Origin of the sequence: Klebsiella sp. H-Nf2 (genome assembly GCF_002806645.1) — a bacterium.
Classification (GTDB): domain Bacteria; phylum Pseudomonadota; class Gammaproteobacteria; order Enterobacterales; family Enterobacteriaceae; genus Klebsiella; species Klebsiella variicola.
The window spans coordinates 481,290-503,924 of record NZ_PIBL01000001.1 but is presented as its reverse complement, the minus strand read 5'-3'; the positions used below and the strand labels follow the sequence as shown (position 1 = coordinate 503,924).

Below are 22,635 nucleotides of genomic sequence, written 5' to 3'. Positions count from 1 at the left end.
GCGCCAGCCCGGCATCAGCAATTACCTGTTATCCTCTGGCACGTTTCGCCGCCTGGTGGCCCGCGAGGGTACCGAAGATGATGATATCCGCGACCGCGTTACCGCCGATGCGGTTGCCGCCGTGGATCCCACCCACCACTTCACCGGCGGCGTAGGCGCCGCGGATAGGCTGTTGGTCAACGTTCAGCACTTCGCCATCGGTGTTAATGGTCACGCCGCCCATGGTGTGGTGCACCCCGGGGGCGATGCGAATGGCATGGAACGGGCCTTCGTTAATCGGCGCGCGCAGCGCGGTGGTCCGGCCAAACTGTTCATCATGCTGTTTTTCCACTGCCCCGTTGTAACACTCGAGGGTGGCGAGGAAGGCATGGTAATCCATCCCCAGTTTCTCCGCCAGTTCACGCGGGGAGCTGGCGCTGGTGACGAAGCCTTTGGCGATGTACTCATCGGCAGCTTTGTTTTTCGCCCGCACATGCTCGTCAAAGACAATGTACGCATAGTGTTCCGGCAGGGCGATAATCGCCGCCGAGACTTTATCGCGGGTCTCCATTTCGTTAAAGAAGCGGTTCCCCTGCTGGTTAACAAGAATAGCGCCGCCGCCGCGAATCGATTCGGAAATCAGGTACGAAGTCTGCTGTTCGACGGTGGGGTGAATCTGAATTTCGCCCATATCCACGGTGCCAGCGCCGATGCGTTCCAGCAGCGCGATACCGCTCCCGGTCGCCCCTTTGTGGTTGGTGGTCACGAAACCGTCGAGGTCCGGACGATACTTCACCACCATCGCGCTGTTGGCGCTGAAGCCGCCGGTGGCCACTACGATGCTTTTGGTCTGTACTTCAATGACTTCTTTTTCGTCGTTGACCAGACGTACACCGCTCACCTCATCCCCGCTCATCAGGATCTCTTCCACCGAGGTATCCAGCAGGACGTCGATCCCGCGTTTGGTGATGTTGCGCACCAGGCCGCTAATCAGATAGCCGCCGACTGCTGACCCGTCGCGCGGACGGTGGGTACGGTCAATGCTCATCCCACCGGTGGTGGTGATGTCGTTGAGCATAATGCCGCGGTCCGCCAGCCACTCAATGGCTTGCGGCGCATTCTCCACGAAGCGACGCAGCAGCTGCGGGTTGTTTTTGTTGTGGCCGCCCTTCAGGGTTTCCTGATAGAACAACTCTTTACTGTCCTGAATACCTTTGACCCGCTGGAAGCGAGTTTCCGCGGCGTTCATCCCGGCGGAAGCCTTGATGGTGTTGCCACCAATGGTCGGCATTTTTTCGACGATCAGCACGCTGGCGCCTTCGTCGTGAGCCTGAATGGCTGCCGCCAGGCCGGCGCCGCCGCTGCCGACCACCACCACGTCATAACTTTTCGGCGCGGCGTTATTGCCGCCCTCTTCCGCTGCCAGCGCTTTGCTGGATTTCAGCATCGCTTTGGCGACCGCTTTTTTCACCGCTTCGCTCTGGCTGGTGGCACCGGAAATGGCGTCCACGTGCGGGGTATTGGCGGTCAGAATACGTTCGCGGATCTCTTCGAAGCTGGTGGTGAACTCGACGGTCTGCACCGGGCTCGCCGCCAGTTCGATATCGGCAATATGATCATTTTCGAGGCTGACGTTGATCACCAGTTCATTGGTGTCATCCTGAACGGTTTCAACAAACATCCCCGGCTTAAATTTGGCGTCGCCCATGCTCATGTCGCGGATCATCGCTTCCACCAGCGAGAAGCGCCACAGCGGTTCCGGAATATGCAGCGCCTCGCGCTGGGTGCTGTCGATAAACAGCTCCAGCTCTTCACCGGCGGCAATGCGTGCCGCCCAGTCCGGATAGGCGATGCAGGCGCGACCCACGGCGATCAGGTCATAACCGTGATCGAGGCCCAGTTCGGCATCAGCAACGTTAACCACCCCGCCGACGCCCATCACCGGCACCTGGGCCAGGGTTTCAGAGCGCATCGCGCAGTATTTCTCGATCAGCGGTGTCGGATCGCGGGTATCGACGATAGACGGACGCAGGGTCGCGCCCACCGAGAAGTGCAGATAATCGACACCGCGGGCGGCCAGCTTTTCCAGCAGATACATGGTGTCGTCGAAGCGGATCCCCGGGACCTCCATCTCTTCCGGCGAGAAGCGATAGCCGATGATAAAGGCATCGTCAGCGTACTGGCGGGCCATTTTGTGGGTGATGTCGAGGACCGCCAGCGGGAAACGAGCGCGATTGTCGCGGCTACCGCCCCACTCGTCGTCGCGCTGGTTGGAGTTCGGCGAATAGAACTGCTGGATAAGATAGGTGTTGGCCCCATGGATTTCGACGCCGTCGAAACCGGCGAGAATGGCGCGACGGACGCCGTCCCCAAACTTGGCGATCATCCCTTCCACTTCTTCTCCGCTCAGCGCCCGCGGCATCGCGGCGCCCTCACGCGGCGCGGCAATAGCACTTGGCGCCACCGGCTGACGCCCCCCGATCAGCTGCGGGTCGACCATGCGTCCGCCGTGATAGATCTGCAGAATCGCTTTTGAACCTTGCGCTTTGATCGCCTCGGCGATTTTCGCCAGGCCGGCAATTTTTTCATCATTATCGATGCCGATCGCGCCCGGGAAGGCCAGGCCGTAGTCATCAATAAAGCAGCACTCGACAATAATGGTACCGATGCTGCCGGCGCGAGCGCGATAGTACTCCACCAGCTCGCTGGTGACAGTCCCATCGAAATAACCGGTGCAGGTGGTCATCGGCGCCATGAGCAAACGGTTTTTCAGCTCCGTACCATTTGGTAAAGTAAATGGCTGCAGAATTCGTTCGTTACTGGTCATAAGTTACGCTCCAGATTTTAAAATATTAAAAACTCAGAATGGGGTGACGGAATCATTAATGGTTTTGGTTTTTTAATTCCTGTTGTCATGCCAATAATATAGCGTGTTTTTTAGTTACTAAATCAATTACGTTAGTTATAAAACTATTTAACCCCAACAATAACATCACTACCTCTATTGTATTATTAAAATAATAAATAACATTTACATAATACAAATGTACGATAACATTTTAGATACTTATGTTAACATTCAAAACGATTGCAACGACAAATAAAACCATTCATTTTCATGTAGTTATGTAATGGATGAATAAATTAAGCATTAATTATTCATTTTTATTTTAACATCTACCGATATTTTAGCCAAATTAACACCTCATCACATAGGGTTATACTGATAATAAAAAAATAGTGAAATCACCTGCTTTTCTTGATCTCGATCAATTGCAACGGCCATTGAAAGCGCAATATATAAATAACCAACAAATTTAATTTAACGCCCAGACAAACGCGTTAAATAATCGCCCTGACGATACTCAGAAACGAAAAATAAAAACTAAAGTAACTTTTGTAATTAAAGAAATCACTGAGCATGTCGCTGGCGTAAACGCTATTTTCAACAACTTGCAGATACTCATTATGAAAGAGAAAAAGACAACCATACCGCCTGCCGGTGCAGTCAATCCAACGACTGCGACTAAAAAACGTCTCCTGATGATGGCGCTGCCGATAATCGTCGCTGTGCTGTTACTGTTTGTTCCCGTCCCCGATGGCCTGCCGCCGTATGCCTGGCACTACTTCGCCATCTTCGTCGGGGTGATCGTCGGGTTGATTTTTGAACCGCTGCCTGGCGCCGTTATCGGCATCACCGGCGTGGTGGTGATCGCCCTCTGTAGCCAGTGGCTGTTGTTCAGCCCAGAACAGATGGCCGCCCCGAGCTTCAAGCTGGCCGGCGCCTCCTTTAAATGGGCGGTGAGCGGCTTCGGCAACTCCACGGTCTGGCTTATTTTCGGCGCCTTTATGTTCGCTGCCGGCTACGATAAAACCCAGTTTGGCCGCCGCCTGGCACTCATCCTGGTGAAATATCTTGGCCGTCGCAGCCTGACGCTGGGCTACGCCATCACCTTCGCTGACCTGTTACTGGCGCCGTTTACGCCGTCTAACACCGCGCGCAGCGGCGGTACCATCTACCCGATCATTGCCAACCTGCCGCCGCTGTACGGTTCAAAACCAAACGACCCGAGCGCGCGTAAAATCGGTTCCTATCTGATGTGGGTGGCGATCACCGCCGCCTGTATCACCAGCTCGATGTTCCTGTCGGCGCTGGCACCGAACCTGCTGGCCCTGGCGCTGGTAAAAAGCATCGTCGGCATCAACATTTCGTGGGGGACCTGGTTCATCGCCTTCCTGCCGCTCGGTGTCCTGCTGATCCTGACCATGCCGCTGCTGGCGTACTGGTTCTATCCGCCGGAAGTGAAAATCAATAATGAAGTGCCGCTGTGGGCCTCGCGTGAGCTGGAAAAACTGGGCAAACTGTCGCGCAATGAAATTCTGCTGCTGGTGTTCGTCTGCTTCGCGCTGATGATGTGGATCTTCGCCGCCGACTGGATTGAACCGGCGCTGGCCGCCCTGCTGGTTATCGTGCTGATGCTGTGGACCGGTGTGCTCTCCTGGAGCGACATCACCAACAACAAAGCGGCGTGGAACACCTTTGTCTGGTTTGCCACCCTGGTGGCACTGGCCGACGGCCTCTCCTCCACCGGTTTCATCGCCTGGTTGGGTAAAGAGGGCGGCGCGCTGATGGGCGGTATCTCCCCAGGCGTGGCGACCATCGTCCTGCTGCTGGCGTTCTACCTGCTGCACTACCTGTTTGCCAGCACCACCGCACACACCACTGCCCTGCTGCCGGCCATGCTGACTATTGCGGCCACCATTCCGGGTATGAATATGGAAGTGTTCGTCCTGCTGATGGTCACCTCGCTGGGCGTGATGGGGATTATCACCCCGTACGGTACTGGCCCAAGCCCAATCTACTACGGCAGCGGCTACCTGCCGACCAAAGACTACTGGCGCCTCGGCACCATCTTTGGCGCCATCTTCCTGGCCGCCCTGCTGCTGATTGGCTATCCGTGGATGTCCATGATGTTCTGATTCATAACCGCCGGGACCACCCCGGCGGTTTTTATCTTTATGGAGTAAGTGACTATGTCGACTAAACCGTTTGTTTATCAGGATCCGTTCCCGCTGGCGCACGACGATACCGAATACTATCTGCTCAGCAAAGAGCACGTCTCTGTCGCCGAATTTGACGGCCAGCCGGTTCTGAAAGTAGAACCGCAGGCGCTGACCCTGCTCGCCCAGCAGGCCTTCCACGACGCCGCCTTTATGCTGCGCGTCTCTCATCAACAGCAGGTCGCGGCCATTCTGCTCGACCCGGAAGCCAGCGAAAACGACAAATACGTGGCGCTGCAGTTCCTGCGCAACTCCGAAATCGCCGCCAAAGGTATTCTGCCGACCTGTCAGGATACCGGCACCGCCATCATCATGGGTAAAAAAGGCCAGCGCGTCTGGACCGGCGGCGGTGATGAAGCCGCCCTGGCGCAGGGTGTGTACAACACCTATACCGAAGATAACCTGCGTTACTCGCAGAACGCGCCGCTGGATATGTATAAAGAGGTCAACACCGGCACCAACCTGCCGGCGCAGATCGATCTCTACAGCGTCGACGGTGAAGAGTATAAGTTCCTGTGTATGGCGAAAGGCGGCGGTTCCGCCAACAAAACCTATCTCTATCAGGAAACCAAAGCGCTGATCACCCCGGCGAAGCTGAAAAACTATCTGGTTGAGAAGATGCGCACCCTCGGTACGGCCGCCTGCCCGCCATACCACATCGCGTTTGTGATCGGCGGCACCTCGGCAGAAGCGACGCTGAAGACCGTGAAGCTGGCGTCCACCCGCTACTACGACGGCCTGCCGACCGAAGGCAACGAGCACGGCCAGGCGTTCCGCGACGTCCAGCTGGAGCAAGAATTGCTGCTGGAAGCGCAGAACCTCGGCCTCGGCGCGCAGTTCGGCGGGAAATACTTCGCTCACGATATCCGGGTGATTCGTCTGCCACGCCACGGCGCCTCCTGTCCGATCGGCATGGGCGTCTCCTGCTCCGCCGACCGCAACATCAAAGCCAAAATCAACCGCGACGGCATCTGGATCGAGAAGCTGGAGAGCAATCCGGGGAAATATATCCCTGAGCACCTGCGTCAGCAGGGTGAAGGCAATGTCGTCAGCATCAACCTGAATCAGCCGATGAGCGAGATCCTGGCGCAACTGTCGGCGCACCCGGTCTCCACCCGCCTGAGCCTCAACGGCACCATTATCGTGGCCCGCGACATCGCCCACGCTAAGCTGAAGGAACTTATCGATAACGGCGAGGCGCTGCCGCAGTACGTGAAAGATCACCCGATCTACTACGCGGGCCCGGCGAAGACGCCGACCGGTTATGCCTCCGGCTCCCTCGGTCCGACCACCGCAGGCCGCATGGACTCTTATGTCGATCTGCTGCAGTCGCACGGCGCGAGCATGGTAATGCTGGCGAAAGGCAACCGCAGCCAGCAGGTGACCGATGCCTGCCATAAACACGGCGGCTTCTACCTCGGCAGCATCGGCGGCCCGGCAGCCGTGCTTGCCCAGCAGAGCATTAAGAGCCTCGAGTGCGTGGCCTATCCGGAGCTGGGGATGGAAGCCATCTGGAAGATCGAAGTGGAAGATTTCCCGGCGTTCATCCTTGTTGATGATAAAGGTAACGACTTCTTCCAGCAGATCCAGAATAAGCAGTGCGCCGGCTGTCAACAGCACGGCTAACGCTCACTTCTGACGCTGATATCAGGCCGTCGCCGTTTGGGCGACGGCTTTTTTTATGCCCACGCCGCGCCAACTTGAATTCATTTCGCGCCAGGCTATGCTCAACTACAAGCCGTCCGTTGTTTGCTGAAAAATAACAATAATTCTCTTTCTCAGGTGCCTCTATGAACAGGATGAGCGTGGTGATCCTCTGGGCGCTGGCGCTGCTGGTGCTAAAGCCGGCGCTGGCTGCCGAACCGCGGCAGCAGCCAACCGCGCGCGAGCAGGCACGCACGGTCACCGTTTTCCACCAACCTGTCGTCATGTTGCAGGCTACTTTCGGCCAGACCACGCCCGAAGAGCGCGTCCTGCGTACCCGCAGCGCCCTGCGCGCTTTTACTGAAGACGATATTCGCCAGCCGCTGCGGGTCGTTGCGGTCAACCGCTATGGTCAGCCAGGCCGGCTGTTCCTGATGAACGGCAAACCGGTGCTGCTGCTGAGCCAGGCGGATCTCGACGAGGGCGATGATTTAACGCTCGACCAGGCGGCCCAGCGGGTGCTGGCGCGAATGGAGGCCCAGCGCACCAGCCTGCAGGAACAGTTCAACGACCGCTATCTGCTGCTCTCCGCCGGCAAAGCGCTGGCCGGGGGGCTGCTGCTGGCCCTGTTTTATTACGGCGCCTTCCGCGCCTGGCGGCGGGTGCGGCGCTTTTTCCACCTGCGGATCCTCGAAAAGCGCAGCGCTATCCCGCAGCACTGGCGGCGCTATCTCGGCAATATTGAGGTCCGGCTCTACGCCGCGCTGGTCATCCTTATCGGCGTGCTGGCCTGCTATATCTGGTTGAGCTGGGTCTTCAGTCTGTTTCCCTGGACACGGGTGTGGAGTGAATCGCTGGGCGACTGGTCGCTGGGCGTGATCCGCGATCTCTCCCTGTCGATTGTCGCCTCCCTGCCGGGGCTGATGATTGTGGTACTGATTTTCCTGATCACCTGGCTCATCATTCGCCTGGTGAAAGTCGCTCTCGACCAGGTCGCCGCCGGCCGCATTCAGGTGCCGGGCATCCATCCAGAAACTGTCAGCGCCACCCGCCGGTTGATCTCGGTGGTCATCTGGCTGTTTGCCCTGTCCGCCGCCTACCCGTTCCTCCCCGGCGCCAACTCCCTCGCCTTCAAAGGCATTAGCGTGTTCTTCGGCCTGATGCTGACTCTCGGGTCGACCGGGGTGATGACCCATGCGATGAGCGGCCTGGTGCTGATCTACTCCCGGGCGCTGCGCAAAGGCGACTGGATCCGCCTCGCCGACAATGAGGGACAGGTCAGCGAGATTGGCGTGCTGGCGACCAAAATTCTCACCCGTGAAAATTACATTGTCACCGTCCCGAACGCGGTGGTGGTGAGCGGGAAAATTATTAATCTCAGCGCCGAGAGCACCGACGGCGGGTTCAATCTCACCACCAGCGTCACCATCGGCTACGATACGCCGTGGCGTCAGGTTCATGCGCTGCTGGAGCTGGCGGCAAGACGCACCCCCGGCGTGGATCAGCAAATCGCCCCGATAGTTCGCAAGCTGGGGTTGCTTGACTGGTACACCTCGTATGAGCTGCAGGTGCGCTTACTTCCCGCGACGTCGTTGCCGGAGGGCCGCAACGCGTTGCATAGCAGTATTATTGATGTGTTTAACGAATTCGGCGTGCAGATTATGTCGCCGAACTTTGTGATGCAGCCCAAGGCGGCGGTGGTGGTGCCGCAGGAGGCCTGGTACGCCGCCCCAGCCGTCGCGCCGCAGGAGCCTGAGAAATAAGGGCTAATATAGCGGCATTTCCGCCGGGTGGCGGCTTCACCGCTGAGCAAGAACAGCCAGCGCAGAGCCGCGCTTGTGCCGGGCGGTGGCTAACGCCTTGCCCGGCCTACGGATCGTGCGACCTGTCACTCATTTACCCACTTGCGCGACTGAAACTGCCGGTGCAGGCCGGACCCGGGGGTACAGGGGGCGGCGGCGACTGGCCGCCCCCTGTGCGCTCCCGGCACCATAAGAGACATAACGCAGAAGAAATATCAGGAGCGCAATCTGCCCGGAATTAACACAGGAGTGGTAGCCCTGCTAAGCGCAGCGCGAGCAGGGAAATTTACGTTTACGACATTATTTCGCCGGGTGGCGGCTGCGCCTTACCCGGCCTACGTACGTACGGCCTGCCGTTAATTTATTCACCATTGTTGCTGAAACTGCCGGTGCTGACGGCCTCAAAATCGCTGAGACGTTCCCGGAAGGCCGGGGCAGCCCGCATGGATGCGGGCTGAGGGCCGTGTCTTGCAGGGACGCTGCCTCGGCCCGACCCGCAGCCTGCAGGGATAAGTCGAAGGTACCACGCAGTGGCGATTTTGCTGGCCGGAACCCGGGGGTACAGGGGGCGCCGGCGACTGGCCGCCCCCTGTGCGCTCCCTGCGCCATAAGAGACATAGCGCAGAAGATCAACCGGGAGCGCAATCTGCCCGGAATTAACATAGAAGTTGTAGCCCTGCCAAACGTTGTGGCCCTGCCAAACATAGTACGAACAGGGACATTTCCGGTTGTGCCGTTATTTCGCCGGGTGGCGGCTGCGCCTTACCCGGCCTACAACGACTGCCGGGCAATCCGACTCGGATGACGACTCAACCCTGCGCGGCGTCGATGTCATCAAACACCTGCTGCGCCAGATGCATCGTGGCATTCGCCGCCGGCAGCCCACAGTACAGCGCAGAGTGCATGATCAACTCTTTCAGCTCATCACGGGTCACCCCGTTGTTAAACGACGCGCGCAGATGCATCTTCAGCTCCGCCTCGCGATTGAGAGCGATCAGCATGGCAATGGTGATCATGCTGCGGGTATGGTGATCGAGCCCCGGACGCGTCCAGGTCTCGCCCCAGGCGTAGCGGGTAATAAAGTCCTGAAACTCATCATTCAACGGCGTCAGATGCTGCAGCGTACGGTCGACGTGGGCGTCGCCCAATACTTTGCGCCGTACCGCCATCCCGTCCTGATAGCGCTGTTTATCCTCCATGGCGTTCCCCCTGGAAAAAGCTCAGCAGCGCCGAAGTAAAGCTTTTCGGCGCCTCAATGTTTGACAGATGCGATGCCGCCAGCACCACCACCTGGGAAGCGGGGATCTGCTGCTGCAGGAAACTGGCGTCACTGACCGTAGTGACAGGGTCACTTTCACCGGCGATAATTAACGTCGGCAACGGGATCTGCCCTACTTCGCCCCGCAGGTCGGCCGCGGCCAGCGCCTCACAGCAGGTGGCATAGCCTTCGGCGTCGGTATGGGTTAACTGGTGGCATAGCGCCTCCACCACCTCCGGCGCCTTCTGGCGAAACGCATGAGTGAACCAGCGATCCGCCGCCCCGGCGGCCACCACCGTCATTCCCTCCTGGCGTACCGCCCGCGCCCGCGACAGCCAACTGGCCTGATCGCCAATACGCGCCGCGGTGTTGGCGACAGCCAGACCATAAAAACGCTCTGGCGCAAAGCGTCCCAGCCACAGGCCGGTCAGACCGCCCATTGAGATCCCGCAGAACCAGGCGCGGTCGATATTCAGGTGATCGAGCAGCGTAATCACATCCTCACCCAGCTGGGCGAGGGTGACTTTGCCATTTTTCGTCGTGTTGCCATGGCCGTGGGTGTCATAGCGCAGCACCCGAAAATGGGCGGTTAACGCCTCGATCTGCGGCTGCCACATCGCCCGGGTGGTGCCCAGCGAGTTGGAGAGGACGATAACCGGCGCGCCATCCGGCCCGTCGAGTTGATAATCAAGATTCATCACGTTGCTCCTGATAACGCGCCAGCACCTGGCGCACAAAGCGTTCCGCGCTGCCGGTCGCCGTTGTCGGGTCCAGCAGCGTGGTTAAGCGTTCACGAGAGAGATACTGACTGACCTGCGGATCAGTCGTGAGCAGATCGACCAGCGGAGAGTGACGGTCCAGCGCCTGACGGCACAGCGCCTCGATATGATGATGCGCCTCGGCTTTGCCGGTGAATTCCGCCAGCGCCAGGGTCACCGCCTCGGCCATGATCAGCCCGTGGGTGATATCGAGATCGGCGCGCATTTTCTGCGGGAAGACCTGCATATCGCGCACCAGCGCTTCGCTTTGCGCCAGCGCCCCACCCACCAGGGTAATCAGCTCCGGCAGCGTCTCCCACTCCGCCTGCCAGCCGCCCAGCGCCCGCTCGTGCTGCTGGAGTTGGCTGGCGTAGAGGGTCGCCATCAGTCCCGGCGTACGCTGGGCGGCGGTCAGGATCGCCGCGCAGGCCACCGGATTGCGCTTATGCGGCATCGTCGATGAGCCGCCGCGGCCTTCCGCCACCGGCTCGCCGACCTCAGCCACTTCGGTCTGCATCAGCAGAGAGAAGTCGTTAGCGAATTTCCCCAGCGTGCCGCAGACGCCTGCAAACCAGGCGCCCGCCTCCAGCAGCCGATCGCGCTGGCTGTGCCACGGGGTATCCGGCAGCGACAGACCCAGGTTCTGCGCCAGCGCCTGGCCAACCGCCGGCCCTTTCTCTTTTAGCGCATCCAGAGTGCCCGCGGCGCCGCCAAACTGCAGCACCAGCAGCCGCGGACGCAACTCGCGCAGCCGCTGCTGCCAGCGCAGGAGCGCGTCGAGGGTGCCCGCCATCTTCAGGCCAAAGGTCACCGGCAGCGCATGCTGCATCCAGGTCCGACCCGGCATGACAGTATCGCGATAACGATCCGCCTGGAGAGCCAGGGCAGCCAACAGTTGCTCAAGCAAGGTCTCAGCGGCATCCAGCGCCCCGCGCAGCTGGAGCACCAGTCCGGTGTCGATGGCGTCCTGACTGGTGGCTCCCCAGTGGACGTAGCGTGCGGCGTTCGGATCTCGTGCTTTTACCTGCGCCGTCAGCTGTTTCACCAGCGGGATCGCCAGGTTACCGGCCCCCACCGCCGCCTCGCCCAGCGCGGCAAAATCGATGGTCTCGTGGCGGCAGGCCGCGACAATCGGCCCGACCGCTTCCGGCGGCACCATCCCGCAGGCGGCCTGCGCCTGCGCCAGCGCCGCTTCAAAATCCAGCATGCCCTGCACCCGCTGCGCGTCGCTGAACCAGTCGGTCAGCGGACTGCTGCGCAGCATTGGGGTCAACAAACTCATTCTGGCTCCTTAAACACGTTCAATAATCAGGGCAATCCCCTGTCCGACGCCGATGCACATGGTGCACAGGGCGTAGCGGCCGCCGGTCCGTTTCAGCTGATAAGCCGCGGTCATCGCCAGCCGGCCGCCGGAGGCGCCGAGCGGGTGGCCCAGCGCGATCGCCCCGCCGTTAGGGTTCACGTGGTCGGCATCATCCGGTAAGCCCAAATCACGGGTCACCGCCAGCGCCTGAGCGGCGAAGGCTTCATTCAGCTCGATGACATCCATCTGGGCTAATGTCAGGCCGGTCTGCGCCAGCACCTTACGCACCGCGGGCGCCGGGCCAAAGCCCATGATCCGCGGCGCAACACCCGCCGTCGCCACGCCGACCACCCGGGCCAGCGGTTGAAGATCGTGAGCCGCCAGCGCCGTCTCGCTGGCCAGCAGCAGCGCACAGGCGCCGTCGTTAACGCCGGAGGCGTTACCGGCGGTGACGCTGCCGTCGGCGCGCACCACGCCGCGCAGTTTAGCCAGCGCCTCCAGCGAGGTACTGCGCGGGTGCTCATCGCGGCTAAACAGCAGTGGCTCGCCTTTGCGCTGCGGCACCTGGACGGCAATCAGCTCATCGGCGAAACGCCCCGCCTCCTGCGCCGCGGCGGTGCGCAACTGACTACGTAAGGCGAACGCGTCCTGATCGGCACGGGAAATGGCAAACTCATCGGCGACGTTTTCCGCCGTTTCCGGCATGGAATGCACGCCGTACAGGGCTTTCATCTGCGGGTTAATAAAGCGCCAGCCGATGGTGGTATCCTCCATCTGCATGCTGCGGCTAAAGGCGCTCTCCGCTTTACCCATCACAAACGGCGCGCGGGACATGCTCTCCACGCCGCCAGCGATCATCAGCTGCGTCTCGCCGCTTTTAATGGCTCGCGCCGCGACGCCGATCGCATCGAGGCTGGAACCGCACAGGCGGTTGATGGTGCTCCCGGGCACGCTCTCCGGCAGCCCGGCCAGCAGCAGCGCCATCCGCGCCACGTTGCGGTTATCTTCCCCGGCCTGGTTGGCGCAGCCAAAGATCACATCGTCAATGCGCGAGGGATCCAGTCCCGGATTACGCGCCAGCAGGGCTTTCAATGGCAGCGCCGCGAGGTCGTCGGCGCGCATCGTCGCCAGGGTACCACCGAAACGGCCAAAGGGTGTACGCACCGCATCACAGATAAATGCCTGATTCATCATAGGTTCCTTACGCGCTTTCCGCCAGTTGTTCAAAGGTCAGCGCCACCGGAGTGATACGCTGCAGCTCTTCAAAAGAGAGACCGTTAAAGATTTCACGTACCACCGGGCCGCGGTCGGTGATGTCGATCACCGCCAGGTCGGTATAGATCCGGCTGACGCAGCCGACGCCGGTCAGCGGGTAGCTGCACTGCTCCACCAGCTTGCACTCGCCGTCACGGGTCAGGTGGTCCATCATCACGAACACCTGGCGGGCGCCGATGGCCAGATCCATCGCCCCGCCAACGGCCGGGATCGCATCCGGCGCACCGGTGCTCCAGTTGGCGAGGTCGCCGCTGGCGGAAACCTGATAGGCCCCCAGCACGCAGATATCGAGATGGCCGCCGCGCATCATGGCGAAGGAGTCGCCGTGGTGGAAATAGCAGCCGCCCTGCAGGAGGGTGACATACTCTTTACCGGCATTGATCAGCTCGGGATCTTCTTCTCCGGGCTGGGGTTTCGGCCCCATCCCCAGCAGGCCGTTTTCGCTGTGCAGGAACACTTCTTTGTCGGCGGGCAGGTAATTGGCAATGCGGGTCGGCAGGCCGATACCGAGGTTGACGTAAGCGCCTTCGGGAATATCGCGGGCCACGCGCTGGGCCATTTCGTCACGGGTCAGTTTTTGCATCTCGGGCTCCTCAGGCGCGTTGCGCGGCAGTCAGGTTTTCCAGCGAGAAGACACGCTGGACGAAAATGCCGGGGGTGATGATAGTTTCCGGGTCGAGGTCGCCCAGCGGCACCAGCTGCGAGACTTCAACGATGGTGGTTTTCGCCGCCGTCGCCATGATCGGGCCAAAGTTGCGCGCCGCCTTGCGATAGACCAGGTTGCCCCAGCGGTCGCCCTGATGGGCCTTAATCAGCGCGAAATCGGCTTTGATCGGATACTCCAGCACGAAGTGACGACCGTCGATTTCCCGCGTCTCCTTGCCTTCCGCCAGCGGTGTGCCGTAGCCGGTGGGGGTAAACACTGCCCCCAGCCCGGCGCCAGCCGCCTGGATCCGCGCCGCGAGGTTACCCTGCGGCACCAGCTCCAGCTCCACTTTGCCGCGGCGATAGAGGTCATCGAAAATCTGGGAATCCACCTGGCGCGGGAAGGAACAAATCATCTTGCGTACTCGCCCGGCCTTGAGCAGCGCCGCGAGACCTACTTCCCCGTTGCCGGCATTGTTATTAATGATGGTCAGGTCGCGGGCGCCCTGGTCAATCAGGGCGTCAATCAGAAAGGTCGGCTGGCCGGCGGGACCAAAGCCGCCGATCATAATAGTCGCCCCGTCGTGGATCCCGGCGATGGCCTCGCTCAGCGTCGATACGCTTTTATCAATCATCAGGTCGCTCCAGTGATGTGCGGTAATCGCACTTTTATTCGTTGTTCGCACAAAATGTGACCCGCTTAACGATGTCGGTCAAGGGCGATAATCGAAATATGGTGCGATAATCGAACATCGGTTATCTTTAGCGAAAGAATGTGATCGATGGCAAATATGGGGAACAGAAATGGACAAGCATCCAGACGATTTACTGACCGGCGACGGCGATCCGTTTAAAGGCGATCCTAACTTTATGGCCTCCCTGGCGCGGGGTCTGGAGGTGATTCAGGCGTTCACGCCGCAGCGGCCCCTGCTGTCTATCTCGCAGATCAGCCAGAAGACCGGCATTCCGCGCGCGGCGGTGCGCCGCTGCCTGTATACCCTGAGCAAGCTGGGGTTCGTGTATGCCGAAGACGGTAAGAATTTCCAGCTGCGACCGCGGATCCTGGCGCTGGGCCACGCCTGGCTGGCCTCGACGCCACTGGCGCGTTCGGCGCAGCCGGTGCTGCGACATCTGAGCGAAATGCTCAATGAGTCCTGCTCCATCGCCACCCTCGACGGGGACGATATTCTGTATATCGCCCGCGCCTCCAGCTCGCGGATTATGACCATCGACCTGGATATTGGCAGCCGCCTTCCGGCCTGGGCGACCTCGATGGGCCGGGTGCTGCTCAGCCATCAGCCGGAGGAGAAGCTCAACGATATGCTGGCTCGGGTGACCATGATCCGCTACACCCCGCAGACGGTGGATTCGGTGGCGAAGCTGCGCACCGAACTGAAACGGATTCACCAGCAGGGGTATGCCCTCAACGATCAGGAACTGGAGATGGGCCTGCGCTCCCTCGCGGTACCGCTGTTCAACGCTCAGGGGCAGGTCCAGGCGGCGCTGAACGTTGGGGTGCATGCGGGCCAGATGTCGGCCCGCGAGATGATCGATCGCGTGCTGCCGGAGCTGCAAAAAGCCGCTCGCGAGCTGACGTTGCTTCTGCGCTAACGACTGCGCTTGGCGTGCTGCTCCCAGGTCTCCTGCTTCGCCTCGGCCGATTTACGCAGCGCGACATAGCAGGCGCCGCTACCGCCATGATGTGGAAGCGCGGTGCAGAAGGCCTGCACCTCCGGCAGCTCTTCCAGCCAGCGCGCCAGATAGCTGCGGATAATATTGGCGTGGGACTGGTCGTCGCGGCCTTTGCCGTGAACGATCAGCACATTGCGTAACCCCTCTTTCTGCGCCTGCACCATAAAGGCGAAGAGCATCTGCCGGCACTGTTCCACCGGCTGGCGCAGCAGGGAGAGGCTCGCCTGCTGGCTGTATTTCCCCCGCCGCAGCTTATCCAGCACGCCGCTCTGCAGCCCTTCACGCTTAAATTCCAGCGACGTGGCGAGCGGCACGATATCGAGATAGCCGGTGGTGAGAAAATTATCCAGTTGCAGGGTATCGACGCGCTGCGGGGCGCGGCTGTTGCGCCCGGGATGCCAGTGCACGTCATTGTTACGTTTCAGAGGCTGGACATCTTCCATGGCGTCAAGAAACAGGGATTTGTCATCAAGGTTCATGGGCTCTCCTCCAGCGGCTGTCGCCAGCTACTATAGCCGCCCCGCGCTCCCCCCTCAACGCGTTTAGCCGCGTTCGCTGGCAAAGTGAGCGCCACGGGCGATTAAGGAAACAATTGTCGGCTCTGGCGGCGAAACAGCGTGATTAACGACGCCGTTAATGGCGTCTGCCGGGTGTCGCGCCGCTGGATCAGAAAATAGGCGGCCGTCGGCAAGACGTCGCGGACAGGGATCATCACCAGCTTGTCCGCCATCAGCGGATCGTTGCCGAGCTCCACCGGCAGGATGCTGAGAAAATCACTTTTCACCACCAGGCTAATGCACGACGAGAAGGTTTCGCAAACAATATCCACCTTAGGCACCAGTCCGGCCTGATTAAGCCGGTCCTGCAGCTGTTTAAAGTAGCTGCCGCGCGGCGTTGGCATGGTCCAGTGGTGATCCATCAACTCCCCCAGCGAGGCGGCCTGCGCCGCCGGATGTCCCGCGCGGGCAAACACCGCGAACGGTTTCTCAAACAGTTTCTCAAAGCTGAACTCATGGTCGTACGGCCCGGGGTAATAGGTATTGATGGTGAAATCCAGCTCTCCCTGGCGCAGCTCATTGATCATCGCCAGCAGCTGGCCCTCCATGATCCGCACCTTCACCTGCGGATGCTGCTGATGAAAGCGGCAGATCACCGACGGCATCAGCGACCGGGCGACGCTGGCGCCGAGGCCAATATTAATTTGCCCGGCCTGCTCGCCCTGGCGCTGCAGCAGTTCGTCCTGCGCCGCCCGCAGCTCCTCAAGGATCAAGCTCGCATGTTGGTAAAAGCTTTCGCCGTTTTCGGTCAGCGCCACCCCCTGACTGCGGCGCACGAACAGCTGGGCGGAAAGCCCCTCCTCCAGCTCTTTAATCGCTTTGGTCAGGGCCGGCTGCGAGACCGCCAGCGCCCGGCTGGCGCCGCGAATACTCCCTTCCCGGGCCACTTCGACGAAGGCGCGGATATGATGAAATTTAATCTGAAATGCCATGCTTTAGGTGATAACCATTGTTTATCAGACAGAAGAAAATCACATCTACTGTAATCCATCAGGCTGTGGCAGGTTAAGTGGGATACGGCCTGTAAAACGTAAGTGATAAACAAAAGCTATCACATCGTGAACACCCTCACATTTTTTACTTATGACAGGATGAGCTATGCCGCAACTTGATGAATACCTCCACCAGCTGGCGCCGGCCATGACCGAATGGCGTCGTGATTTTCACCTGCACGCTGAATCCGGCTGGCTGGAATTCCGCACCGCCAGCAAGGTGGCGGAGATCCTCGACGGTCTCGGCTATCAGCTGGCGCTGGGGCGCGACGTCATCGATGCCGATAGCCGGATGGGGCTGCCGGACGAGGAGGCCCTGGCCCAGGCTTTCGAACGCGCCCGCGAACAGGGGGCGCCGGAACGCTAGTTACCGGCGTTTGAAGGCGGTTTCGCCGGCGTGGTCGCCACGCTCGACACCGGACGTCCCGGCCCAACCCTGGCCTTCCGCGTCGATATGGATGCCCTTGACCTCAACGAACAGCACGACGACAGCCACCGCCCCCATCGCGACCATTTCGCCTCCTGCAATGCCGGCATGATGCACGCCTGCGGCCATGACGGCCATACCGCCATCGGGCTGGGTCTGGCGCATGTCCTGAAGCAGTATGCCGCGCAGCTCAACGGGGTAATTAAGCTGATTTTCCAGCCCGCTGAAGAGGGCACCCGCGGCGCCCGGGCGATGGTGGCCGCCGGCGTGGTGGATGACGTGGACTACTTCACGGCGATCCATATCGGTACCGGCGTGCCGGCAGGTACCGTCGTCTGCGGCGGCGACAACTTTATGGCCACCACTAAATTCGACGTGCAGTTTTGCGGCGTGGCCGCCCACGCCGGCGGCAAGCCCGAGGATGGGCGCAACGCGCTGCTGGCCGCCGCCCAGGCCGCTCTTGGCCTGCACGCCATCCCGCCGCACAGCGCCGGCGCCTCGCGGGTCAACGTCGGGGTGATGCAGGCCGGTACCGGGCGCAACGTGGTGCCCTCTTCCGCGCTGTTAAAAGTGGAAACCCGCGGCGAAAGCGAAGCCATTAACCAGTACGTGTTCGAGCGGGCGCAGCACGTCGTCGCCGGGGCGGCGGCGATATACGAAGCCCGCTACGAACTGCGCATGATGGGCGCAGCGACCGCCAGCGCACCGTCGCCGGCGTGGGTGGACTATCTGCGCGAACAGGCCGCCCGGGTGCCCGGCGTGCAACAGGCGGTGGATCGCATCGCCGCCCCGGCGGGCTCGGAAGACGCCACCCTGATGATGGCCCGGGTCCAGGCGCGCGGCGGCCTCGCCTCGTACATGATCTTCGGCACCGAACTGAGCGCCGGTCACCACAACGAGAAATTTGACTTCGACGAGAGCGTCATGGTGATAGCGGTAGAAACCCTGGCGCGCATCGCGCTTAACTTTCCCTGGCAGCGGGGGGTGTGATGGGATCCATTTTTACGTTTGTGGACGAGGTGATTGAGACGCGACGCGAGGCGTACTGCGCCATCGCCGATGACATCTGGGATCACCCGGAGACCCGCTTTGAGGAGTTCTGGTCCGCCCAACGTCTGGCGGACGCCCTGGAAGCGGAAGGTTTCCAGCTCACTCGCGATGCGGGTGGGATCCCTAACGCCTTTATCGCCAGCGTCGGCGAAGGCCAACCGGTCATTGCCCTGCTGGGCGAATATGACGCGCTGGCGGGTCTCAGCCAGCAGGCCCATTGCGCGGAGGCGATGTCGTCGACACCGGGAGCCAACGGCCACGGCTGCGGGCACAATCTGCTCGGTACGGCGGCATTCGCCGCGGCGGTCGCCGCCAAAGCCTGGCTGCAGCAGCACGGCGGCGCGGGCACGCTGCGCTTCTATGGTTGTCCCGGCGAGGAAGGCGGATCGGGAAAAACCTTTATGGTGCGCGAAGGGTTGTTTGATGATGTCGATGCGGCGCTGACCTGGCATCCGGAAGCCTGGGCCGGGATGTTCAGCACCCGCACCCTCGCCAATATTCAGGCGGCATGGCGTTTTACCGGCACCGCCGCCCACGCTGCGAATTCGCCGCACCTGGGCCGGAGCGCGCTGGATGCCGTCACCCTGATGACCACCGGCAGCAACTTCCTCAATGAACATATTATCGAGAAGGCGCGGGTCCATTATGCCATTACCGATACCGGCGGTGTCTCGCCCAACGTAGTGCAGGCTCAGGCGGAAGTGCTGTATCTGATCCGCGCGCCGGAGATGGCCGACGCGGAGCAGATCTTCGCCCGCATCGAGAAGATTGCTCAGGGGGCCGCGCTGATGACCGAGACCCAGGTCAGCTGCCGCTTTGAAAAAGCCTGCTCCAGCTATCTGCCCAACCGCACGCTTGAGGCGGCGATGTATCAGGCGATCTGTCATTACGGTACCCCCGACTGGAGCGACGAGGAGCGCGCCTTTGCCGCGGCGATCCGCGCTACCCTCTGCGCCAACGATATTAACAACAGCCTGAACAATATTGCCGGCACCAGTGGGGAGGAAGGGAAAACGTTCGCTCGTCGCCACCGCGACACACTGCTGATTGATGAGGTGGCGCCCTGGGCGGCCACGGATAACGTCCTTGCCGGCTCCACTGACGTCGGCGATGTCAGCTGGAAAGCGCCGGTGGCCCAGTGCTTCAGCCCGTGCTTCGCGGTGGGAACCCCGCTGCACAGCTGGCAACTGGTGAGCCAGGGCAGAACCACCATCGCCCATAAAGGGATGTTGCTGGCGGGGAAAGTGCTCGCGGCGACTGCCATCCGTTTATTCAGCGACAGCGCCCTGCTGGCGGCCAGCCAGCAAGAACTCAGGCAGGTACTGGCCGAACGCCCCTATCGCTGCCCGATCCCGGCGGAGGTGAGTCCGTCCGTTTTACGATAACCACTTAAGACAGGCTACTCCTGGCCAACGCTGACCGGCATCGCGGCACGCACCGACCATAATAACCGCCGGCAGTACGGGAGCAGGCCTGCCCAACACAACAACGACAACAGAGGAACGCCCATGAGTATGTCATCCATACCGTCGTCTTCCCCCGGCGGAAAGCGCTATGGCTGGGTAGAGAAGATCGGTAACAAAGTCCCGCACCCGTTTTTGCTGTTTATCTATCTTATCGTGGCGCTGATCGCGGCCACGGCGATACTCTCCGCCTTCAACGTCGGGGTGCAGAACCCTACGGATGGTTCACGGGTGGTGGTCAAAAATCTGCTCAGCGTGGAAGGGTTGCACTGGTTTTTGCCCAACGTCATTAAAAACTTCAGCGGGTTCGCGCCGCTGGGGGCGATCCTCGCCCTGGTGCTGGGCGCCGGCTTCGCCGAGCGGGTGGGTCTGTTACCCGCGCTGATCGTGAAGATGGCTTCTCACGTCAGCGCCCGATATGCCAGCTATATGGTGCTGTTTATCGCCTTCTTCAGCCATATCTCTTCCGACGCGGCGCTGGTAATTATGCCGCCGCTGGGCGCGCTGATGTTCCTCGCCGTCGGTCGGCATCCTGTCGCTGGCCTGTTGGCGGCGATTGCCGGTGTGGGCTGCGGCTTTACCGCCAATTTACTGATCGTCACCACCGACGTACTGCTCTCGGGGATCAGCACCGAGGCGGCAAAATCCATCGATGCCACTTTGCACGTCAGCGTGATCGACAACTGGTACTTTATGGCGATCTCGGTGATCGTTCTGACGCTCGTCGGCGGACTGATCACCGATAAGCTGGTTGAACCGCGGCTGGGCCAGTGGCAAGGCAGTCGTGATGAAAAGCTGCAGACGCTGACGCCCGAGGAGCGTTTCGGCCTGCGCATCGCCGGCGTGGCAACGCTGGTATTCGTGGCGGTCATCGCCCTGATGGTAGTCCCCGAGAACGGTATACTTCGCGACCCGGTTCAACATACGGTCATGCCCTCGCCGTTTATCAAAGGCATCGTGCCGCTGATTATCTTTTTCTTCTTTGTCGTGTCGCTGGCATACGGCATCGCCACCGGCAAAATTCGCCGCCAGGCCGACCTGCCGCAGCTGATGATTGAGCCGATGAAAGAGATGGCCGGGTTTATCGTGATGGTCTTCCCGCTGGCGCAGTTCGTGGCGATGTTCAACTGGAGCAACATGGGCAAGTTTATGGCCGTCGGTCTGACGGACCTGCTGGAGAGCGCAGGGATGAACGGCGTCCCGGCGTTTGTCGGGCTCGCGCTGCTGTCGGCTTTTCTGTGTATGTTTATCGCCAGCGGCTCGGCCATCTGGTCGATTCTGGCGCCGATCTTCGTGCCGATGTTTATGCTGCTTGGCTTTCACCCGGCCTTTGCGCAGATCCTGTTTCGCATCGCCGATTCATCGGTGCTGCCGCTGGCGCCGGTGTCGCCGTTTGTGCCGCTGTTTCTCGGCTTCCTACAGCGCTACCGGCCGGATGCCCGCCTCGGCACCTACTACTCGCTGGTGCTCCCTTACCCGCTGATTTTTCTCGCCGTCTGGCTGCTGTTGCTGGTGGGCTGGTATCTGGTGGGACTGCCGATCGGCCCGGGCATCTATCCGCGTCTTCCTTAACCCGCTTGCAGGCCAGGGACGGCCGCATAACGTTAACGCGCCCCCTTCGTTTTCACTTTGCTGGCAACATGATCCGCACTGGCGAATTTGTAGAAAAGCGCTTTGTACACCCTTTCAAACACCAGGGTCAGGCCGTGGATCGCTAAGCCGCTGATGATCAATACCAGTACGCCAGTCAGTATAAATTGCATAGCTCCACCTCTGAGTGATTAACAGCGCCGCGCTGAGGCGTCGGCACCCTACCGGGCGCGTGAAGCACCGGCATCGTCAGTTAAAAAGTAGCAAAAACCATGCCCGATAACCCGCCGGGATCGATCCAAAAATAAATCATTGTGGCTTACGCAGAGCGCCAGCCCGTGATGCGGCTTTATCTTTTGGGAGTATAGTTGACTGTCGTCAGCGCGTGGTATCGTGTGCCCCTCATGTACGATGGTGGATGACAGAAACGATGTTGACCTTGCTGCAGGATAAAATGGATACCCCGCTGGGGCCGCTGTGGGTACTTTGCGACGAACAGTTTAATTTGCGCGCCGTCGAGTGGGACGAGCACCGCGATCGGATGGAAACCCTGCTCGACGTACACTATCGCCGGGAAGGTTATCAGCGCGTCGACTGCCGCAATCCAGGCGGTCTCAGTAGTAAGCTGAACGACTATTTCGCCGGCGATCTGGCAATTATCGATACGCTGCCTACCGCCACCGCTGGCACCCCTTTCCAGCGTCAGGTCTGGCAGGCGTTACGCGATATCCCCTGTGGCCAGGTGATGCACTATGGCCAGCTAGCCGAGGCGCTCGGACGCCCCGGAGCCGCTCGCGCCGTGGGGGCCGCCAATGGCGCCAATCCGGTGAGTATCGTGGTGCCCTGCCATCGGGTCATCGGGCGTAATGGCACCCTGACCGGCTATGCCGGCGGCGTGCAGCGAAAAGAGTGGTTATTGCGCCATGAAGGGTATCTTTTACTTTGACTGAAAATGCCTTTTCTGGAATCTTCAGGTAATTTTACAATCAAACATAGCGAAATAATCTATTGTTAATCAAATAGATATATACCCGTTTTGATTTACCCTGCTGATATTACGTGTTTCCGGGTCTGAAGACTTACCTGCTGATCAAAAAGATGTTAAAATTGACCAATATCAATTAAGGCCTGAGCAGACA

17 protein-coding genes and 1 pseudogene are annotated in these 22,635 nt (G+C 60.4%); 8 read left to right on the top strand and 10 right to left on the bottom strand.

Annotated features, from left to right (window positions below; genetic code table 11):
• Positions 1-28: 28 nt before the first annotated feature.
• Positions 29-2,806: a flavocytochrome c gene (locus CWM58_RS02485; RefSeq protein WP_100680136.1), complete on the bottom strand. Its 2,778-nt coding sequence runs from the start codon at positions 2,804-2,806 to the stop codon at positions 29-31.
• 641 nt (positions 2,807-3,447) lie between these two features.
• Between CWM58_RS02485 and CWM58_RS02475 the strand changes: the two genes are divergently transcribed.
• The 3 genes from CWM58_RS02475 to CWM58_RS02465 all read left to right on the top strand — a co-directional run bounded on the left by CWM58_RS02475 (position 3,448) and on the right by CWM58_RS02465 (position 8,447).
• Positions 3,448-4,959 carry an anion permease gene (locus CWM58_RS02475; protein ID WP_061154720.1) on the top strand — a complete coding sequence of 504 codons (1,512 nt, stop codon included), beginning with the start codon at positions 3,448-3,450 and terminating at the stop codon, positions 4,957-4,959.
• Between the two features lie 54 nt (positions 4,960-5,013).
• Positions 5,014-6,666 carry a class I fumarate hydratase FumA gene (fumA, locus tag CWM58_RS02470; RefSeq protein WP_061154721.1) on the top strand — a complete coding sequence of 551 codons (1,653 nt, stop codon included), beginning with the start codon at positions 5,014-5,016 and terminating at the stop codon, positions 6,664-6,666.
• Positions 6,667-6,830: 164 nt separating this feature from the next.
• Complete coding sequence (locus tag CWM58_RS02465; protein ID WP_061154722.1) at positions 6,831-8,447, top strand: mechanosensitive ion channel family protein; 1,617 nt, start codon at positions 6,831-6,833, stop codon at positions 8,445-8,447.
• An 848-nt stretch (positions 8,448-9,295) separates the two neighbouring features.
• On the opposite strand, the gene pcaC is transcribed toward CWM58_RS02465, so the two are convergent.
• From pcaC to CWM58_RS02425, 6 genes are read right to left on the bottom strand one after another with little or no spacing between them, the layout of a single operon-like run.
• Complete coding sequence (gene pcaC / locus CWM58_RS02450; protein WP_012968329.1) at positions 9,296-9,685, bottom strand: 4-carboxymuconolactone decarboxylase; 390 nt, start codon at positions 9,683-9,685, stop codon at positions 9,296-9,298.
• Positions 9,675-10,442 carry a 3-oxoadipate enol-lactonase gene (gene pcaD / locus CWM58_RS02445; protein ID WP_100680133.1) on the bottom strand — a complete coding sequence of 256 codons (768 nt, stop codon included), beginning with the start codon at positions 10,440-10,442 and terminating at the stop codon, positions 9,675-9,677. The genes pcaC and pcaD overlap by 11 nt, the downstream gene beginning before the upstream one ends.
• A complete protein-coding gene (locus tag CWM58_RS02440; protein WP_100680132.1) occupies positions 10,432-11,784 on the bottom strand; it encodes a 3-carboxy-cis,cis-muconate cycloisomerase in 1,353 nt (450 codons plus the stop codon). Before CWM58_RS02440 ends, pcaD begins: the two co-directional genes overlap by 11 nt.
• A gap of 9 nt (positions 11,785-11,793) precedes the next feature.
• Positions 11,794-12,996 carry a 3-oxoadipyl-CoA thiolase gene (gene pcaF / locus CWM58_RS02435; RefSeq protein ID WP_100680131.1) on the bottom strand — a complete coding sequence of 401 codons (1,203 nt, stop codon included), beginning with the start codon at positions 12,994-12,996 and terminating at the stop codon, positions 11,794-11,796.
• A gap of 10 nt (positions 12,997-13,006) precedes the next feature.
• Entirely contained in the window at positions 13,007-13,663 is a 657-nt protein-coding gene (locus CWM58_RS02430; RefSeq protein ID WP_061154726.1) for a 3-oxoacid CoA-transferase subunit B, read from the bottom strand.
• A 10-nt stretch (positions 13,664-13,673) separates the two neighbouring features.
• Complete coding sequence (locus tag CWM58_RS02425; protein WP_100680130.1) at positions 13,674-14,360, bottom strand: 3-oxoacid CoA-transferase subunit A; 687 nt, start codon at positions 14,358-14,360, stop codon at positions 13,674-13,676.
• Positions 14,361-14,529: 169 nt separating this feature from the next.
• On the opposite strand from CWM58_RS02425, the gene CWM58_RS02420 reads away from it, so the two are divergent.
• On the top strand, positions 14,530-15,336 hold the full coding sequence (locus CWM58_RS02420) for an IclR family transcriptional regulator C-terminal domain-containing protein (RefSeq protein WP_061154728.1): 807 nt from the start codon (positions 14,530-14,532) through the stop codon (positions 15,334-15,336).
• Here CWM58_RS02420 and smrA read toward each other — a convergent pair.
• Positions 15,333-15,896, bottom strand: a complete 564-nt coding sequence (gene smrA / locus CWM58_RS02415) for a DNA endonuclease SmrA (protein ID WP_061154729.1) — start codon at positions 15,894-15,896, stop codon at positions 15,333-15,335. The two genes, CWM58_RS02420 and smrA, sit on opposite strands and share 4 nt — an antisense overlap.
• Before the next feature lie 101 nt (positions 15,897-15,997).
• Positions 15,998-16,906, bottom strand: coding sequence for a LysR family transcriptional regulator (locus tag CWM58_RS02410; RefSeq protein ID WP_100680129.1), 909 nt, complete (start codon positions 16,904-16,906; stop codon positions 15,998-16,000).
• Positions 16,907-17,072: 166 nt separating this feature from the next.
• Between CWM58_RS02410 and CWM58_RS02405 the strand changes: the two are divergent.
• The 3 genes and pseudogenes from CWM58_RS02405 (at position 17,073) to abgT (ending at position 21,478) form a co-directional block, all read left to right on the top strand.
• Positions 17,073-18,383: pseudogene (locus CWM58_RS02405) on the top strand (M20 family metallo-hydrolase).
• Positions 18,383-19,828 (top strand): M20 family metallopeptidase, encoded by a 1,446-nt coding sequence (locus tag CWM58_RS02400; RefSeq protein WP_100680128.1) that lies wholly within the window; start codon positions 18,383-18,385, stop codon positions 19,826-19,828. The pseudogene CWM58_RS02405 and the gene CWM58_RS02400 overlap by 1 nt, the downstream one beginning before the upstream one ends.
• A 123-nt stretch (positions 19,829-19,951) precedes the next feature.
• A complete protein-coding gene (abgT, locus tag CWM58_RS02395; RefSeq protein WP_100680127.1) occupies positions 19,952-21,478 on the top strand; it encodes a p-aminobenzoyl-glutamate transporter in 1,527 nt (508 codons plus the stop codon).
• A gap of 32 nt (positions 21,479-21,510) precedes the next feature.
• Here the strand turns inward: abgT and CWM58_RS02390 are convergent, their stop codons facing one another.
• A complete protein-coding gene (locus CWM58_RS02390) occupies positions 21,511-21,669 on the bottom strand; it encodes a hypothetical protein (RefSeq protein ID WP_061154734.1) in 159 nt (52 codons plus the stop codon).
• A 257-nt stretch (positions 21,670-21,926) separates the two neighbouring features.
• Between CWM58_RS02390 and ogt the strand changes: the two genes are divergently transcribed.
• Positions 21,927-22,442, top strand: coding sequence for a methylated-DNA--[protein]-cysteine S-methyltransferase (gene ogt / locus CWM58_RS02385; RefSeq protein ID WP_023297535.1), 516 nt, complete (start codon positions 21,927-21,929; stop codon positions 22,440-22,442).
• The last annotated feature ends 193 nt before the right edge of the window (positions 22,443-22,635 follow it).

Coding starts and splice junctions, on each gene's coding strand:
- smrA (WP_061154729.1), bottom strand. CDS start 15,896: ATGAACCTTGATGACAAATCCCTGTTTCTTGACGCCATGGAAGATGTC.
- CWM58_RS02465 (WP_061154722.1), top strand. CDS start 6,831: ATGAACAGGATGAGCGTGGTGATCCTCTGGGCGCTGGCGCTGCTGGTG.
- CWM58_RS02400 (WP_100680128.1), top strand. CDS start 18,383: ATGGGATCCATTTTTACGTTTGTGGACGAGGTGATTGAGACGCGACGC.
- abgT (WP_100680127.1), top strand. CDS start 19,952: ATGAGTATGTCATCCATACCGTCGTCTTCCCCCGGCGGAAAGCGCTAT.
- CWM58_RS02420 (WP_061154728.1), top strand. CDS start 14,530: ATGGACAAGCATCCAGACGATTTACTGACCGGCGACGGCGATCCGTTT.
- fumA (WP_061154721.1), top strand. CDS start 5,014: ATGTCGACTAAACCGTTTGTTTATCAGGATCCGTTCCCGCTGGCGCAC.
- CWM58_RS02475 (WP_061154720.1), top strand. CDS start 3,448: ATGAAAGAGAAAAAGACAACCATACCGCCTGCCGGTGCAGTCAATCCA.
- pcaC (WP_012968329.1), bottom strand. CDS start 9,685: ATGGAGGATAAACAGCGCTATCAGGACGGGATGGCGGTACGGCGCAAA.
- CWM58_RS02440 (WP_100680132.1), bottom strand. CDS start 11,784: ATGAGTTTGTTGACCCCAATGCTGCGCAGCAGTCCGCTGACCGACTGG.
- CWM58_RS02390 (WP_061154734.1), bottom strand. CDS start 21,669: ATGCAATTTATACTGACTGGCGTACTGGTATTGATCATCAGCGGCTTA.
- CWM58_RS02485 (WP_100680136.1), bottom strand. CDS start 2,806: ATGACCAGTAACGAACGAATTCTGCAGCCATTTACTTTACCAAATGGT.
- pcaD (WP_100680133.1), bottom strand. CDS start 10,442: ATGAATCTTGATTATCAACTCGACGGGCCGGATGGCGCGCCGGTTATC.
- pcaF (WP_100680131.1), bottom strand. CDS start 12,996: ATGAATCAGGCATTTATCTGTGATGCGGTGCGTACACCCTTTGGCCGT.
- CWM58_RS02425 (WP_100680130.1), bottom strand. CDS start 14,360: ATGATTGATAAAAGCGTATCGACGCTGAGCGAGGCCATCGCCGGGATC.
- CWM58_RS02410 (WP_100680129.1), bottom strand. CDS start 16,906: ATGGCATTTCAGATTAAATTTCATCATATCCGCGCCTTCGTCGAAGTG.
- CWM58_RS02430 (WP_061154726.1), bottom strand. CDS start 13,663: ATGCAAAAACTGACCCGTGACGAAATGGCCCAGCGCGTGGCCCGCGAT.
- ogt (WP_023297535.1), top strand. CDS start 21,927: ATGTTGACCTTGCTGCAGGATAAAATGGATACCCCGCTGGGGCCGCTG.